General features: G+C 63.1%; 16 protein-coding genes. 7 read left to right on the top strand and 9 right to left on the bottom strand.

Annotated elements, in window-relative coordinates:
- Window position 1 precedes the first annotated feature (1 nt).
- The 8 genes from DS839_RS01700 to DS839_RS01665 form a co-directional block, all read right to left on the bottom strand.
- Window positions 2-682 (bottom strand): XdhC family protein, encoded by a 681-nt coding sequence (locus DS839_RS01700; protein ID WP_119268538.1) that lies wholly within the window; start codon window positions 680-682, stop codon window positions 2-4.
- Window positions 679-1,005 (bottom strand): XdhC family protein, encoded by a 327-nt coding sequence (locus DS839_RS01695; RefSeq protein WP_119268537.1) that lies wholly within the window; start codon window positions 1,003-1,005, stop codon window positions 679-681. Before DS839_RS01695 ends, DS839_RS01700 begins: the two co-directional genes overlap by 4 nt.
- Before the next feature lie 10 nt (window positions 1,006-1,015).
- Window positions 1,016-2,254 (bottom strand): vWA domain-containing protein, encoded by a 1,239-nt coding sequence (locus DS839_RS01690; RefSeq protein WP_119268536.1) that lies wholly within the window; start codon window positions 2,252-2,254, stop codon window positions 1,016-1,018.
- Window positions 2,254-3,192: an AAA family ATPase gene (locus DS839_RS01685; RefSeq protein ID WP_119268535.1), complete on the bottom strand. Its 939-nt coding sequence runs from the start codon at window positions 3,190-3,192 to the stop codon at window positions 2,254-2,256. Before DS839_RS01685 ends, DS839_RS01690 begins: the two co-directional genes overlap by 1 nt.
- Window positions 3,193-3,210: 18 nt before the next feature.
- Entirely contained in the window at window positions 3,211-4,005 is a 795-nt protein-coding gene (locus tag DS839_RS01680) for a hypothetical protein (RefSeq protein ID WP_119268534.1), read from the bottom strand.
- Window positions 4,006-4,126: 121 nt separating this feature from the next.
- On the bottom strand, window positions 4,127-4,921 hold the full coding sequence (locus DS839_RS01675) for an FAD binding domain-containing protein (RefSeq protein ID WP_119268533.1): 795 nt from the start codon (window positions 4,919-4,921) through the stop codon (window positions 4,127-4,129).
- A gap of 12 nt (window positions 4,922-4,933) precedes the next feature.
- Entirely contained in the window at window positions 4,934-7,297 is a 2,364-nt protein-coding gene (locus DS839_RS01670) for a xanthine dehydrogenase family protein molybdopterin-binding subunit (protein ID WP_119268532.1), read from the bottom strand.
- A 26-nt stretch (window positions 7,298-7,323) separates the two neighbouring features.
- Entirely contained in the window at window positions 7,324-7,788 is a 465-nt protein-coding gene (locus DS839_RS01665) for a (2Fe-2S)-binding protein (RefSeq protein ID WP_119268531.1), read from the bottom strand.
- A 224-nt stretch (window positions 7,789-8,012) separates the two neighbouring features.
- Between DS839_RS01665 and DS839_RS01660 the strand changes: the two genes are divergently transcribed.
- The 3 genes from DS839_RS01660 (at window position 8,013) to DS839_RS01650 (ending at window position 9,545) form a co-directional block, all read left to right on the top strand.
- Window positions 8,013-8,450 carry a DUF4864 domain-containing protein gene (locus DS839_RS01660; RefSeq protein ID WP_119268530.1) on the top strand — a complete coding sequence of 146 codons (438 nt, stop codon included), beginning with the start codon at window positions 8,013-8,015 and terminating at the stop codon, window positions 8,448-8,450.
- 143 nt (window positions 8,451-8,593) lie between these two features.
- The gene (locus DS839_RS01655; RefSeq protein ID WP_119268529.1) at window positions 8,594-8,845 is read left to right on the top strand and encodes a hypothetical protein; all 252 of its coding nucleotides are present in this window, start codon (window positions 8,594-8,596) and stop codon (window positions 8,843-8,845) included.
- 91 nt (window positions 8,846-8,936) lie between these two features.
- Complete coding sequence (locus DS839_RS01650) at window positions 8,937-9,545, top strand: DUF2585 domain-containing protein (protein ID WP_438816484.1); 609 nt, start codon at window positions 8,937-8,939, stop codon at window positions 9,543-9,545.
- Window positions 9,546-9,582: 37 nt separating this feature from the next.
- Here DS839_RS01650 and DS839_RS01645 read toward each other — a convergent pair whose 3' ends face one another.
- Entirely contained in the window at window positions 9,583-10,524 is a 942-nt protein-coding gene (locus DS839_RS01645) for a GlxA family transcriptional regulator (RefSeq protein ID WP_119268527.1), read from the bottom strand.
- A gap of 98 nt (window positions 10,525-10,622) precedes the next feature.
- Here DS839_RS01645 and DS839_RS01640 point away from each other — a divergent pair, with 98 nt between their 5' ends.
- From DS839_RS01640 to DS839_RS01625, 4 genes are read left to right on the top strand one after another with little or no spacing between them, the layout of a single operon-like run.
- Window positions 10,623-11,513 (top strand): beta-keto acid cleavage family enzyme, encoded by an 891-nt coding sequence (locus DS839_RS01640; protein WP_119268526.1) that lies wholly within the window; start codon window positions 10,623-10,625, stop codon window positions 11,511-11,513.
- A 19-nt stretch (window positions 11,514-11,532) separates the two neighbouring features.
- On the top strand, window positions 11,533-13,077 hold the full coding sequence (locus DS839_RS01635; protein WP_119268525.1) for a 3-hydroxyacyl-CoA dehydrogenase NAD-binding domain-containing protein: 1,545 nt from the start codon (window positions 11,533-11,535) through the stop codon (window positions 13,075-13,077).
- A 20-nt stretch (window positions 13,078-13,097) separates the two neighbouring features.
- The gene (locus DS839_RS01630; RefSeq protein ID WP_368911041.1) at window positions 13,098-13,868 is read left to right on the top strand and encodes an SDR family oxidoreductase; all 771 of its coding nucleotides are present in this window, start codon (window positions 13,098-13,100) and stop codon (window positions 13,866-13,868) included.
- A 2-nt stretch (window positions 13,869-13,870) separates the two neighbouring features.
- Complete coding sequence (locus DS839_RS01625; RefSeq protein ID WP_119268524.1) at window positions 13,871-15,034, top strand: acyl-CoA dehydrogenase family protein; 1,164 nt, start codon at window positions 13,871-13,873, stop codon at window positions 15,032-15,034.
- Window positions 15,035-15,046 lie beyond the last annotated feature (12 nt).

Genomic DNA, 15,046 nt, shown 5'->3' with positions numbered 1-15,046 from the left:
CTCAGCTTCCCAACCGGAGCACGCGCGTCAGCTCGGCCATGATCGATATGGCGATCTCGGGCGCCCCCTGCGCGCCGATATCGATGCCGATGGGGCCATGGATGCGGGCAATGTCCTTCTCGCCGAAGCCCAGTTCCGTCAGGCGCTGCCTGCGGGCACCTTGCGTCTTCTTCGAACCGAGCGCCCCGATATAGAAGACTTTCGATTTGAGAGCGAGATTGAGCGAGGGATCATCGATCTTCGGATCATGGGTGAGTGCCAGCAGCGCCGAGCGCTGGTCCAGCCCGAGCTTGGGCAGGATCTCGTCCGGCCATTCGGCATGGAGCGCGATGTCGGGAAAGCGCTCGCCCGTCGCGAAGGCGCCACGCGGATCGATGACCACGATGTCATAGCCCGCCGCCTTGGCGATCGGGATCACGGATTGCGCGATATGGACGGCTCCGATGACGAAGAGCCGCAAGGGCGGATTGTAGATATGGACGAAGAACTCGCCTTCCGGCACCTTGTGCACGCCGCTGCGGTCGAAGCGGAAGGCCTCGTCCAGCACCTGGGCGAGTATGTCGTCGGCGGCATGATCGCGCGCCACGACCCGTTGCTTGCCACTGTCGAGCGCCGTCACCAGCGCCACCGGCTTGCGCTGGGCGCGTGCATTCATGATCTCGGCGAAGATTTCAGCCTTCATGCGGCAAGCGGTTCCACATAGACCCTGATCTTGCCGCCGCAAGCGAGGCCGACTTTCCAGGCGGTCTCGTCCGCAACGCCAAAGGCCAGCACTTTGGGCTTGCCTGTCTCCAGGACATCGATCGCCTCGGTCACGACGGCACCTTCGACACAGCCGCCCGACACCGAGCCGATAAAATTGCCGTCAGCGTCAATGGCAAGCTGGCTGCCGACCGGCTGGGGCGCGGAGCCCCAGGTTTCGATGACGGTCGCCAGCGCCACTTGCCGCCCATCCTTGAGCCATTGCGCCGCCTGATCGAGTACGGATGCGTCGGAACCTGCCATGGTGAATCTCCTAACCGGCCTTGAGCCATTGTTTCGGATCATGCTCTTGACGCCTCGGAGCCGCAAGCGCGGCCGCCAGGTCGCTGAGGCTCTCCAGCGAATGAACCGGCCTGAACTCATCGATATAAGGCATCATGGCGCGAATTCCAGCGGCCCGCGCCTCGAACCCCTTATAGCGCAGCAGCGGGTTGAGCCACACGATGCGCCGGGCCGACCGTTTGAGGCGCGCCATTTCGGTGGTGAGCAAGGCGACATCCTCGCGGTCGAGCCCGTCGGTCATGATGAGCACATGGGCGCCTTGCGTCAGCACCCGCCTCGCCCATTTGTAGTTGAACTCCTTGAGCGCAGCCCCGATGCGCGTGCCGCCCGACCAGTCCTTGACCGCCGATGACACGCGCGCCATGGCTTCGTCGACGTCCCGCCGCTTCAGCTCGCGCGAAATATTGGTGAGCCTTGTGCCGAAGAGAAACACCGAGACGCGCTCGCGGTCGTTCATCAGCCCATGCAGGAAATGCAGGAACATGCGGCTGTAATTCGAGCACGAGCCCGATATGTCGCAAAGCACGACGAGCGGCGGCTCGCGCCATTGCCGTTCGCGCCGGGCGAGGTCGATGAGATGGCCGCCGGCCCTGAGCGATCCCTTGAGCGTGCGCCTGAGGTCGATGCGCTCGCCCGCATGCGACGGCCGGAAGCGCCGCGTCGGTATTTCAAGGCGATGGACATTGAGCCGCGCAATGGCTTGGCGCGCCCGCGCCTGCTCGGCCACCGTCATCTGCTCGAAATCCTTCCGGCGCAGGACTTCCATGTCCGAATGCGAGAATGTCGCGTCGAATTCGAGCGAGTCCGGCTTCTCCTCGCGCCGGCTCTGGCTTTCCACCTTGTCGAACATCGCTTCCGCCAGGCGCCGGAAGCCCGCTTGCTTCGCCTTCTCGTCGGCGGGCCGGGTGATCTGCTGGAACATCAGCTGCATGAGCTGCTCCAGCATTTTCGGCTTCTTCCAGAAGACGTGGAAGGCCTGGTCGAAGATTTCCTTGTGCTCGCGCCGTTTGACGAAGACCGAATGCAATGTCCAATAGAAGTCCTCGCGCGATCGCAAGGCACCGGCTTGCGCCGCATCGAGCGCATCGATCACATGGCCGGGACCGACCGGCAGGCCCGCCTCGCGCAGCACGCGGGCGAAATGCATGATATTGAGCGCCAGCCGGCCCGACGGTGCTCCCTGTCCCGGCGCGAGCGAAGGCCGGTCCATCACACCCTCGACATGGTGGCGATCTCGGCCTTGATCTGGTCGAGGATGCGCTTGGCCTCCGAGCCTTCCATGCGCACGATATCGTCCTGATATTTGAGCAGCACGCCCAGCGTGTCGTTGACCGTCTGCGGATCGAGCGAGACGGCGTCGAGCTCGTGCAAGGCCGAGACCCAGTCGAGCGTCTCAGCGACGCCAGGCGATTTATAGAGCTCGCCTTGCCGCAGCGCCTGGACGAAGCTCACCACTTCCCGCGCCAGCGCCGCCGGCGCGTCGGGGCGCCGCGCCTTGATGATGGCGATCTCGCGCTCGGCATCGGGATAGCCGACCCAGTGATAGAGGCAGCGCCGCTTCAGCGCGTCATGCACCTCGCGCGTGCGGTTCGACGTGATGACGACGATCGGCGGCTCAACCGCCGAGATCGTGCCGAGCTCGGGGATCGTTACCTGGAAGTCCGACAGCACCTCGAGCAGGAAGGCCTCGAAGGCTTCATCGGTGCGGTCGAGCTCATCGATGAGGAGCACCGGCGCCAATCCCTTCGGCGCCTCAAGCGCCTGCAGCAAGGGCCGCTTGGTGAGGAAGCGCTCCGAGAAGATGTCGTGCCCCAAGCGCTCGCGGTCGAGCTCGCCCGAAGCTTCCGCGAGGCGGATCTCGATCATCTGGGCGGAATAATTCCATTCATAGACCGCCGCATTGACGTCGAGCCCTTCGTAGCATTGCAAGCGTATGAGTCTGCGGCCGAGCGCTTCCGCCAGCACCTTGGCGATCTCGGTCTTGCCCACGCCCGCCTCGCCTTCGAGGAACAGGGGCCGGGCCATCTTGAGGGCGAGGAAGACGACGGTCGAGAGCGCCCGGTCGGCAATATAGCCTTGCGACTTCAGGAGCTCGGCCACGGCATCGATCGAGGGCGGGAGGCCGTTCTTCTTGCTGCTTGAATCCATTCGGTGCTTCCTGACTAGCTAGAGTACCGCCTCGAGATCGAGGCTCTTGGCGGGTTCGGGCAAGGGCCTGCCCGGCTTCACTTCATATATATTGAGATGACGCCCGGCCGCCACCAGGAGCCGCCCGAATATGTCCCAGCCCGCCCAGTTCGCCAGCACGATTTCCTCCGCTCCGTCAATATCGTAGCCGGCGGCGTCTTTCAGGACATAGTCGAATTGCTCATAGCTGCCGAGACGGTGCGTCCGTGCCGTCCTGACCAGAACGGGCTTGGCGCGGCCGCCCGATGGTTGGGGAAATGTCGCAACGGCCGGTGACCTGAAGCGCGCCTCGAGGATAGCTCTCTCGCCTGCCGGCAGCGATTTGATGTCGCGCAGGATCTCGTAGTGGCGGAACACATCATATTCCGGTCCGGCATCCTTCGGCGGTGTATCGAAGACGACCAGCCGCCGGTCGCGCAGGAACACCCCGCCGCCGCCCCAGGTCGATCCGTTGGGGAAGAAGAGATGCGCCTTGAGCCAGGGGGGCGAGCACAGGGCCGTCCAGGTCGATGGATCCGACTTGCCCGCCGTCCGCTTGCCGCGCATGGCGAAATAGATCATGAGGCTGCCGTCGGGCGAGAGATCCGAGCGTTCGGGAAAGAGCCGCCCATAGAACCGCGATCCCTTGCTCAGCCGGTCGCGGCAGCCGTTCTTCCGCCTTTCGTAATCGAGATGCAGGCAATAGGTGGTGAGCCGGCTCTTGCGATAGAAGATCACCGCCACCGGCGCCTGGCGCGCCAGGAGGACATGCGATTTTGGTGTCGCCGGTGTCATTCAAGCACAAGCATCGGACCGAAAAGTGTGAAACGGTTTTCGGACAATCCGATGCGCCAAAAAGACAAAAGGCCCGCATGCTGGAACATGCGAGCCCCAAGATGATGCAGATCCAACAGATCTACTTCGCCGCCGCCACCGCGCGCCGCGCCAGCACATTGACGAGATGGGCGCGATATTCGGGCGAGGCATGGATGTCGCTGTTGAGGCCCTTGGCGCTGACCGAGATGCCGGCAATGGCGTCGGCGGAGAATTTCGCCTGCAGCGCCTTCTCCATTTCCGGCACGCGGAAGACCTTGGGTCCTGCCCCTGTCACCGCCACGCGCACCGAGCCATCCGCGAGCTCGGCCACGAAGACGCCGACCATCGCATAGCGCGACGCCGGATTGGGGAATTTCGCATAGGCCGCCCGCTTCGGCACCGGGAATTCGACCGCGGTCACGATCTCGTCGTCCTTGAGGGCGGTCGAGAACATGCCGGTGAAGAACTTGTCGCCCGGGACCTTGCGCGAAGACGTGATGACCGTGGCATTGAGGCCGACCACGGCCGAAGGATAGTCCGCCGCCGGATCATTATTGGCGATCGAGCCGCCGATCGTGCCGCGATTGCGCACATGCGGATCGCCGATGCCGGAAGCGAGCGCCGCCAGTGCCGGTATGGCCTTCTTGACGCCCTTGTCGGCGGCAACGTCGGCATGCGGCGTCCCCGCCTTCACCGTCACCTTGGCGGCGGCCGCGGTCACGCCGACATTGTTGAGGCCGCCGAGATCGATGATGTCGGATGGAGCGGCGAGCCCCTGCTTCATCGTCGGCAAGAGCGTCATGCCGCCCGACAGGAATTTGCCGTCCTTCGCCTTCTTCATCAGCTTGACGGCGTCGGCGGGTTTCGTCGGCCGGTGATAGTTGAAGTTTTCCATATGTCGCCTCCCTTATTCCGCGGCCATCTTCGTGGCGTGCAGCGTCTTCCAGACCGTGTGCGGGCTTGCCGGCATCGCCAGGTCCTTGACGCCCAAGGCATCGGTGACGGCATTCATCACCGCCGCCGGTGCCGCGATCGCGCCCGCTTCGCCGCAGCCCTTCATGCCCAGAGGATTGGACGGGCATTTGGTCTCGGTGAAGCCGAGCTTGAAGGACGGCACATCGGTGGCGCGCGGCATGCAGTAATCCATGAAGGATCCGGTGATGAGCTGGCCCGAATCCGAGTCATAGACGCAGTTCTCGGTCAGCGCCTGGCCGACACCTTGCGTGATGCCGCCATGCACCTGGCCTTCGACGATCATCGGGTTGATGACGGTGCCGAAATCGTCGACCGCCGTCCAGTTCACGATCTCGGTGACGCCGGTATCGCGGTCGATCTCGACCTCGCAGATATGGCAGCCGGCCGGGAAGGTGAAGTTGGTCGGATCGTGGAAGGCGCTTTCCTTGAGGCCCGGCTCGATCTCGGAGGTCGGGAATTTGTGCGCCACATAGGCCGCGAGCGCCACCTCGCCGAAGGCCATCTTCTTGTCGGTGCCCTTGACCGAGAAGGTGCCATTCTTGAACTCGATGTCGCCTTCGGCCGCTTCCATGACATGGGCGGCGACCTTCTTCGCCTTGGCCTCGACCTTGTCGAGCGCCTTAGCGATCGCCGTCATGCCGACCGCACCAGAGCGCGAGCCATAAGTGCCCATGCCGAACTGCACCTTGTCGGTGTCGCCATGGACGATCGAGACGGTGTTGATGTCGATGCCGAGCCGGTCGGAGACGAGCTGGGCGAAGGTCGTCTCATGGCCCTGGCCATGGCTGTGCGAGCCGGTCAGGATCTCGACCGTGCCGACCGGATTGACCCGGACTTCGGCCGATTCCCACAAGCCGACGCCGGCGCCGAGCGATCCCACCGCCGCCGAGGGCGCGATGCCGCAGGCTTCGATGTAGTTGGCGAAGCCGATGCCGCGCAATTTGCCTTTCTTGGCCGCCGCCGCCTTGCGCTCGCCAAAGCCCTTGTAATCGGCAATTTCGAGCGCCTTTTCGAGCGAGGCGTCATAGTCGCCCGCATCATAGGTCATGATGACCGGCGTCTGATGCGGGAAGGATTTTACGAAGTTGCGGCGGCGGAATTCCGCCGGATCGATCTTCATCTCGCGCGCCGCCGTCTCGACGATGCGCTCGACAACATAGGTCGCTTCCGGCCGGCCGGCGCCGCGATAGGCATCGACGGGCGCCGTATTGGTATAGACCGCGTCCACCTCGGCATAGATCGAGGGGATGGCATATTGGCCGGAGAGCAGCGTCGCATAGAGATAGGTCGGCACGCAGGAAGCGAAGGTCGAGAGATAGGCGCCCATGCCGGCGATCGTGTGGCACTTGAGCCCCAGTATGTGGCCCTGCTCATCCATCGCGAGCTCGGCATGGGTCACGTGATCGCGGCCATGCGCGTCGGCGAGGAAGCTTTCGGTGCGCTCCGCCGTCCATTTCACCGGCCGCCCGCCGATGCGCTTCGACGCCCATGTGCAGACGACTTCCTCGGCATAGATGAAGATCTTAGAGCCGAAGCCGCCGCCGACATCGGGGGCGATGACGCGCAATTTGTGCTCGGGCGCGATGCCATGGAAGGCCGAGATCACGAGTCGCGCCACATGCGGATTCTGGCTCGTGGTATAGAGCGTATAATGGTCGTTGCCGGCATCATATGAGCCGATAGCGGCGCGCGGCTCCATCGCATTGGGGATGAGCCGGTTGTTGACGAGATCGAGCTTGGTCACGTGATGGGCGCGCTGGAAAGCGGCCTCGGTCGCCGCCTTGTCGCCCAATGACCATTCATAGACGGTGTTGTCGGGTGCCACGTCATGGATCTGCGCCTTGGACTTCGTCGCCTTGGCCGCATCGACGACATGCGGCAGCACGTCATAGCTCACATTGACCTTGGCGGCCGCAGCCTTCGCCTGCTCCTTGCTTTCGGCAATGACGACGGCGACGTGATCGCCGACATAGCGCACCTTGCCTAGCGCCAGGATCGGATGCGGGCCCGCTTTCATGGGCGAGCCGTCCTTGGAATGGATCATCCAGCCGCAAATCAGGCCACCGATCTTGTCCTCGGCCACATGATCGCCGGTGAAGACGGCGACGACGCCCTCTTCCGGCTTCCATTTCGGCACCTTGATCGACTTGATCGTGGCATGCGCATGGGGGCTGCGCACGAAATAGGCGTAGGTCTGGTCCTTGAGGTTGATGTCGTCGGTATACTGGCCCTTGCCGGTGATGAAACGGTGGTCTTCCTTGCGCTTCACGCGGGCGCCGATTCCGGTGTCACTCATATGATGATCCTCCCTCGTCTCAGCGCTTACATGTTCTCGGCGCCGGCCTGGATGGCCTTGACGATATTGTGGTAGCCGGTGCAGCGGCAGATATTGCCTTCGAGCTCATGCCGGATGGTCTCTTCGTCGAGCTTCTTGCCCTTGCGCTTCACCAGATCGACCGCGGCCATCAGCATGCCCGGCGTGCAGAAGCCGCATTGCAGCCCATGATGCTCGCGGAACGCCTCCTGCATCGGATGCAGCTTGCCGTTCTTGGCGAGGCCTTCGACCGTCGTCACATCGGCGCCGTCGCAGGCGATGGCGAGTGCCGTGCAGGACTTGATCGCCCGGCCGTTCACATGCACGACACAGGCGCCGCACTGGCTGGTATCGCAGCCTACATGCGTGCCGGTCAGCCCCAGAGTCTCGCGCAGGAATTCTACCAAAAGCGTGCGCGGTTCGACCGGCCCGCACACAGCTTTTCCGTTCACTTTCATGGAAATCGCAGACATCGACGCTTCCTCCCGAGAGATCGCGCGACCCCAGACATGGCGCATTATTGGGCGCGGATCACATATCTTCGCCGCGCGCATCCTTGCGCGCTGCCGCGAAAGGGTCAAGCGATAACCAATAGCGACCAAAGTACACTAGACTGAATCGGCAGGCATTTTGTGCGATAATGGGTATCTGAAACCACCGGTGTCAGCAGTGCGTAAGACCTGGATGGAGGCTCGCCATGACCCGCAGACTGACCCTTTTCGCCTTGGGCCTATTGGCCCTGCTCGCCTTTCCCGGCGCCCTGTCCGCGCAGGCCGTCAGCGAGGCCGAAGCCCAGGAATTCCAGCGCATCATCACCGACCAGCTCAGCGCCTTCAATGCCGATGACGGAGCCGCGGCCTATGGATTTGCCGCCCCGGCCATCAAACGTCTGTTTCCTTCCCCAGAGATATTCATGTCCATGGTCCAGAAGGGCTATCCGCCGATCTACCGCCGGCAGTCCTATTCCTTCGGCCGAATCGGCAATGAGATGGGCGGGGCGCCGACCCAGCACGTCACCATCATCGATGTGAACGGCAAGGCCTGGACCGCCCTTTACGCCATGCAGCGCCAGCCGGACGGCTCCTGGAAGATCGTCGGCTGCCAGCTGGTCGCGGCCCCGGCGGCGGATGCATGAGGTCCTGGCCACGGTCCGGACAAGATCCTGACATGAGATTGAATTGGGAATGAATGGGCGTTTCAAGCCGGATTCAGCCGGAGCGCGGCATGTTGGGCAGCGTTGAGGCATACAACACCGACCCATCAACCGGAGCTCTGTTCATGAAGTCACTTTCGATCATCGCCGCTTTGGCCCTGGGTCTCTCGGCCCAGGCGGCAACGGCGCAGCCGACCACTCAAGCGAGCGTCAGCCCCACGCTCGCCCATAAATATGTGCCCAAATACGATATCGTGACCGCCAAGGTGGCCCAGGGTGTCAAGTTCGAGAACCCGGCCCTCGCCAAAGGCCTCAATCCACAGCCGGAGCCCCCGAGCCAGGGGATCATGAAGTCGCTCCCGTCGCGAAGCCAGTAATTGCGCCCTCATGAAACGGCCGTGGCGACGCGGCCGTATTCTTTCGCCCAAGGCGGACACCGCAGGGTTGAATGCCGCCGAATCAGGCAGTATGGGGCCGGTTATGACGGATATGACGATCCCTAGCCGGTCCGGGCGCCAGACGACCTATTGGATCGCAGCGGCGGCCCTGATTGTGGCCTGCGCTGTCATCCTCCTCGCCATGGGCCGCGAGCCCATTTGCAAATGCGGCTATGTAAAGCTCTGGCATGGCGTGGTGATGAGCTCGGAGAATTCCCAGCACATCAGCGACTGGTACACCCCCTCCCATCTCATCCACGGTTTCATCTTCTACGGACTATTGTGGCTCATCGGCCGGCGCTGGCCGCTGGGTCTGCGCTTGTGCCTCGCCATTCTCGTCGAGGGCGCCTGGGAGATCTTCGAGAACACCGATTTCATCATCGAGCGCTATCGCGAGGCGACGATCTCGCTCGACTACTATGGCGACAGCGTGCTCAATTCGATTTGCGACATCCTGGCGATGGTGGTGGGCTTCTTCATCGCCGCGAAGGCTCCGGTCTGGGTCACCGTGGCGCTGGCGATCGGCTTCGAATTGTTCACCGGCTTCATGATCCGCGACAATCTCACCCTCAACATCATCATGCTGCTCTGGCCTCTCGACGCCATCAAGGAGTGGCAGGCGGCGCTTTCTTCACGCTGAGCGTAGTCTCGAATGTGCAGGCCTCTTCACCGGCGCTTCATGACACGAGCTGCCTGGCATGGCTGGGGGGTCTGCCATAGCGTCCCTTGAAGGCGCGGGAGAATTCGGCGAGCGTCGAAAAGCCGGTGGCGAGCGCCACGTCGCGCACAGTGAGGCGCGAATAGGCGAGCAAACGATGGGCGCGCTCGAGGCGCAATTGCCGGTAGAAGCCGACCGGCGTCATCTGCAGATGCTGGTGGAACAGGCGCTCGAGCTGCCGGCCGGAAATCTCGACCGTCCGCGCCACGTCCTCGAGCGTCAGCCTGTCTTCCACATGCTCCTCCATCAGCCTGATGGCCTTGACGAGACGCGGATCGTCGATGGCGTAGCGCGAGCCCGCCGGCACGCGGGCCTCGCCCGGGTGATTGAGATGGCGGGTATGGACGAGCGTGTCCGCCACTTTCTGCGCCAGCTTCTCGCTTTCGATGGCGCCCAGCCAGTCGAGCATCATGTCGAGGGGGGCAGCGCCGCCCGAGGCGGTCATGCGACCGCGGTCGATGACATAGGTCGCCTCGGCCACGTCGATCTCGGGATAGCTCTCGCGGAAGGCCGGCAAGGTCTCCCAATGGGCGGTGGCGCGATGGCCGTCGAGCACCCCTGCGCCCGCGAGCAGGAAGGCGCCGGTATCGACACCGCCCAGAAGCGTGCCGTTGCGGGCGAGCCGGCGCAGTTCGTTGAAGACGGCGCGCGTCATGCCGGCTTCCTGGTCATAGGAAGCGCAGGCGATCGCGACATCGGGCCGCCCGATGGCATCGATGCCGGCGGTGACCGAGACCGGTATGCCGTTCGAGGCCGCGACCGCTTCGCCATCCATCGACACGAAGCGCCAGGAAAAGGCCTCGCCGGCAAAGCGGTTGGCGACCCGCAAGGGCTCGAGCGCCGAGAACAGCGCGATCATGGAAAAGCGCGGGATGAGCAGGAAGGCGATGTCGCGGGGCATATTGGCGATAATTCTCAATCAGATGGCGAAAAAAGTCAAATACCTTCGAGAATCCGATCCTAGTCTGCCGCCCGACATTTCCTGGGAGGACAGACAGAATGAATCCGAAAGTCATCATCACATGCGCCGTGACCGGTGCGGGCGACACGGTCGGCAAGCATCCGGCCATTCCGGTCACCCCGGAGCAGATCGCCAATGCGGCGCTGGAGGCGGCCGACGCCGGCGCTGCCGTCGTCCATTGCCATGTGCGCAATCCGAAGACCGGCAAGGGCGCCCGCAATGTCGAGCTCTATGCCGAGGTGGTCGAGCGCATCCGCGCCAAGAACAAGACGGTGATCATCAATCTGACCGCCGGCATGGGCGGCGATGTCGAGATCGGCTCGGGCGAGACGCCGCGCCAGTTCAACGAGGCCAATACCGATCTCGTCGGTCCGGTTGAACGCCTTCTCCATGTGAAGGAACTGCGCCCCGAGATCTGCACGCTCGATTGCGGCACGCTCAATTTCGGCGACGGCAACACCATCGTCGTGCAGACGCCGACGCAGTTGCGCGAGCAGGCGAAGCTCATCCAGTCCTATGGCGTCAAGCCCGAGATGGAGATCTTCGATTCCGGCAATCTGTGGTTCGCCAAGCAGCTCGTCGCCGAAGGCCTGATCGAAGATCCGCCGCTCTTCCAGCTCTGCCTCGGCATTCCCTGGGGCGCGCCGGTCAACACCCAGACCATGGCCTATCAGGTCGGCGAATTGCCGAAGAACGCCGTCTGGGCCGCCTTCGGCATCGGCCGCAACCAGTTCCCGATGGTGGCCCAGGCGATCCTCTTGGGCGGCCATGTTCGCGTCGGCCTCGAGGACAATCTCTATCTCGAGAAGGGCGTCTATGCCTCGAACGGCACGCTCACCGAGCGCGCCGTCAAGATCATCGAGGTTCTCGGCTCCAAGGTCGCAAGTCCCGATGAGGCTCGCGACATCCTGAAGCTCAAAAAGCGCTAGACGGTCCGGGAGAACATCCATGTCCATCAAGACCGTCGGCATTGCGGGAACGGGCCTCATTGGCGCGGGCTGGGCCGCGCGTCTGCTCATCCGGGGCTATGACGTCATCGCCTATGACGTGGCGCCCGCCGCCGAAGCCAAGCTCAGGGCCGCCATCGATATCGCCTGGCCCTCGATGATCCGCCTCCTCAACACCCCCAAGGTGAAGAAGGGCAAGCTCAGTTTCACCACCGATCTCAAGGAGATGGCATCGAAAGCTGACTTCATCCATGAGGCGGCGCCCGAACGCGAGGAATTGAAGATCAGGCTGTTCCGGGAGATCGACTCCTTTGCCCGGCCCGATGTCATCATCGCGTCCTCCTCCTCGGGCTTCCTGCCGACCCGGCTGCAATCGGAATGCGCTCACCCCGAACGGGTGATCATCGCCCACCCCTTCAATCCGGTCTATTTGCTGCCTTTGGTCGAGACCGTCCCCGGCGAGAAGACATCGCCCGAGGCGATGGACCGCGCCGGCAAATATTTCGAGGGCGTAGGCATGCATGTGCTGCGTCTCAAGAAGGAGATCGACGGCTATATTTGCGACCGCCTGCAGGAGGCTCTGTGGCGCGAGGCGCTGCATGTCCTCGACAAGGACATCGGCACGACCGCCGACATCGACGACTCGATCGTCTATTCGGCCGGCATGCGCTGGGCCTTCATGGGCTCCTTCCTCACCTATCACGCGGCGGGCGGCCCCGGTGGCATGCGCGCCTTCATCAAGCAGTTCGATCCGAGCCTCGAATTGCCCTGGACGGATCTGCGCTATCCCAAATGGAACGACGCATTGGAGACGCGCTTGGTCGAAGGCTGCGAGGCCCAGGCCGGCGGCCTGACGGTCGCCGAGATCGAGGCCAAGCGCAACGACGTGCTGGTCGACATGATGCATCTCTTCAAGCAGCACAAAGTCGGCGCAGGGCTAGTGCTGGCGCGCGAGGAAGAACGCCGGCTCAAGGCGCTCAAGCGATGGAAGAAGGGCGCCAAGATCGAAGGCCCCCTCGCCCTGCATCACGGCACGGTCATGACGTCCTGGGTCGACTACAACAATCACATGCAAGATGCTCATTATCTCGTGGCTTTCGGCGACGGCCTCGATGCCTTCTTGCGCTATATCGGCGATGACGATGCCTATCGCGCCACGGGCCTCACCTTCTTCACCGCCGAGACCCATCTCAACTACTATCGCGAGATGAAGGCGGGCGAACCCTTCACCATCGAGACGCAGCTTGTCGGTGCCGATGAGAAGCGCGTGCATCTCTTCCACCGCATGCTGCATGGCAAGACCCAAGAGCTCGTCGCCACCAACGAGATCATGCAGCTCCATGTCGACCAGAAGGCGGGCAAGGTCGTTCCCATGCGCGCGGACATCTTCGAAGCCGTGTTCGCCGTCTGGGCCGCGCACAAGAAGCTCAAAGCCCCTGCCGAGCTCGGCCGGGTGATGGGCGTGCCCAAGAAGGACAACAAGAAGAAGCCCGTCGCCAAGAAGGCGGCCGCAAGGAAGAAACCAGCGAGAAAGAAGAAGCGCTGATATCCAACCGGGAGGACAAAATGCTTCAGCGTGTCATGATCACGGCGGGTGGCTCAGGCATAGGCTGGGTCATCGCCAAGGCCTTCGCCGACTCGGGCGCCAAGGTGCATATTTGCGATGTCGATGAGCGGGCGCTCGGCGAGGCAACCGAGAAATATCCGCAGATCGCCGCCACCCATCTCGATGTGACGGATGAGGAAGCGATCGACCAGTGGTTCGACGATGCCATGGACGATCTCGATGGTCTCGACGTGCTCGTCAACAATGCCGGCACCAAGGGGCCGACCGGCTATGTCGAGGAGCTCAAGCTCGACGACTGGCGCGAATGCTTGAGCGTCTGCCTCGATGCGCAGTTCCTGTGCGCGAGGCGCGCAGCCCCCATCATGAAGGACCAGCGCTCGGGGTCCATCATCAATATCTCATCGACCGCCGGCCTTTTCGGCTATGGCCTGCGCACGCCCTATGCCGCCGCCAAATGGGCGGTGATCGGCTTCACCAAGTCGCTCGCCGTCGAGCTCGGCCCCTATGATGTGCGCGCCAATGCCATTTGCCCGGGCGCCGTCGAGGGCCCGCGCATGGATCGGGTGATGAAGGCAGAAGCCGAGAGCCGCGGCGTGTCACCCGAACTCGTCTACAAGGAGTACGTCCAGGCTCAGTCGATCAAGCGCTTCGTCAAGCCGGAAGAGATCGCCGATATGTGCCTCTTCCTCGCCTCGCCCGCCGCCAAGATGGTGACCGGCCAGGCGATCTCGGTCGACGGCCATTCCGAGACATTTCACATAGGAAGCTAGCCATGGATTTCGCCCTTACCGAAGAGCAGCGCATGATCGTCAAGACGACGCGCGATTTCGTCGAGAACGAGCTCTTCCCGCATGAAGCCGAGGTCGAGCGCACCGGCGAGTTGCGCAAGGACCTTTACGAAGAGCTCAAGGCCAAGGCGATCGAAGCCGGACTCTATGCCGCCAACATGCCGGCGGAAGCAGGCGGCGCCGGCCTCGATACCCAGACCTGGGTCATGTATGAGCGCGAGCTTGGCCGCGCCAATTATGCGCTGCATTGGAACTGCGTGGCCAGGCCCTCCAACATCCTGATGGCCTGCGAAGGCGAGCAGCGCGAGAAATATCTCTTTCCCTCGGTGCGCGGCGAGAAAGCCGACTGTCTCGCCATGACGGAGCCTGGTGCCGGTTCCGACGTGCGCGGCATGAAGTGCTCCGCCGTCCAGAAGGGCGATGACTTCATCATCAATGGGGTGAAGCATTTCATCAGCCATGCCGATGTCGCCGATTTCGTCATCCTCTTCGCCGCCTCGGGCGAGGAAGAGACACAGCGCGGCAAGAAGAAGCTCATCACCGCCTTCCTCGTCGACAAGGGGCATCCGGGCTTCGTCGTGCGCGACGGCTATCGCAATGTCTCGCATCGCGGCTACAACAACTGCATCCTCGAATTCACCGACTGCCGCGTGCCGAAATCGGCGGTCCTGGGCGAGGTGCACAAGGGCTTCGAGGTCGCCAATTCCTGGCTCGGCGCCACGCGCCTCCAGGTCGCCGCCACCTGCATCGGCCGGGCCGAGCGCGCCCTCGATCATGCCAAGCAATGGGCAGTCGACCGGGTGCAGTTCGGTCAGCAGATCGGCAAGTTCCAGGGCGTTTCCTTCAAGCTCGCCGACATGGCGCTCGAATTCAAGGCCGCCTGGCTCCTCACCCTCGAAGCCGCCTGGAAATACGACCAGGGCACGGTCGAGGACATGGACATGGCCATGGCCAAACTCAAGGCGACCGAGATGCTGGCCATGGTCGCCGATGAGGCGATCCAGATCCATGGCGGCATGGGCGTCATGGAGGAATTGCCCTTGGAGCGCATATGGCGCGACTCCCGCATCGAGCGCATCTGGGAGGGCACCAGCGAGATCCAGCGCCACATCATCTCGCGGTCATTGCTCAGGCCGCTCGGCGGATAAAATTGAGAAACC

Source organism: Taklimakanibacter deserti (genome assembly GCA_003574785.1).
The sequence above is the reverse complement of the archived record's forward strand: the minus strand, read 5'-3'. Positions and strand labels throughout refer to the sequence as shown.

Coding starts and splice junctions, on each gene's coding strand:
- DS839_RS01700 (WP_119268538.1), bottom strand. CDS start 682: ATGAAGGCTGAAATCTTCGCCGAGATCATGAATGCACGCGCCCAGCGC.
- DS839_RS01630 (WP_368911041.1), top strand. CDS start 13,098: ATGCTTCAGCGTGTCATGATCACGGCGGGTGGCTCAGGCATAGGCTGG.
- DS839_RS01640 (WP_119268526.1), top strand. CDS start 10,623: ATGAATCCGAAAGTCATCATCACATGCGCCGTGACCGGTGCGGGCGAC.
- DS839_RS01685 (WP_119268535.1), bottom strand. CDS start 3,192: ATGGATTCAAGCAGCAAGAAGAACGGCCTCCCGCCCTCGATCGATGCC.
- DS839_RS01670 (WP_119268532.1), bottom strand. CDS start 7,297: ATGAGTGACACCGGAATCGGCGCCCGCGTGAAGCGCAAGGAAGACCAC.
- DS839_RS01650 (WP_438816484.1), top strand. CDS start 8,937: ATGGGGCCGGTTATGACGGATATGACGATCCCTAGCCGGTCCGGGCGC.
- DS839_RS01645 (WP_119268527.1), bottom strand. CDS start 10,524: ATGCCCCGCGACATCGCCTTCCTGCTCATCCCGCGCTTTTCCATGATC.
- DS839_RS01680 (WP_119268534.1), bottom strand. CDS start 4,005: ATGACACCGGCGACACCAAAATCGCATGTCCTCCTGGCGCGCCAGGCG.
- DS839_RS01625 (WP_119268524.1), top strand. CDS start 13,871: ATGGATTTCGCCCTTACCGAAGAGCAGCGCATGATCGTCAAGACGACG.
- DS839_RS01655 (WP_119268529.1), top strand. CDS start 8,594: ATGAAGTCACTTTCGATCATCGCCGCTTTGGCCCTGGGTCTCTCGGCC.
- DS839_RS01675 (WP_119268533.1), bottom strand. CDS start 4,921: ATGGAAAACTTCAACTATCACCGGCCGACGAAACCCGCCGACGCCGTC.
- DS839_RS01690 (WP_119268536.1), bottom strand. CDS start 2,254: ATGGACCGGCCTTCGCTCGCGCCGGGACAGGGAGCACCGTCGGGCCGG.
- DS839_RS01695 (WP_119268537.1), bottom strand. CDS start 1,005: ATGGCAGGTTCCGACGCATCCGTACTCGATCAGGCGGCGCAATGGCTC.
- DS839_RS01635 (WP_119268525.1), top strand. CDS start 11,533: ATGTCCATCAAGACCGTCGGCATTGCGGGAACGGGCCTCATTGGCGCG.
- DS839_RS01665 (WP_119268531.1), bottom strand. CDS start 7,788: ATGTCTGCGATTTCCATGAAAGTGAACGGAAAAGCTGTGTGCGGGCCG.
- DS839_RS01660 (WP_119268530.1), top strand. CDS start 8,013: ATGACCCGCAGACTGACCCTTTTCGCCTTGGGCCTATTGGCCCTGCTC.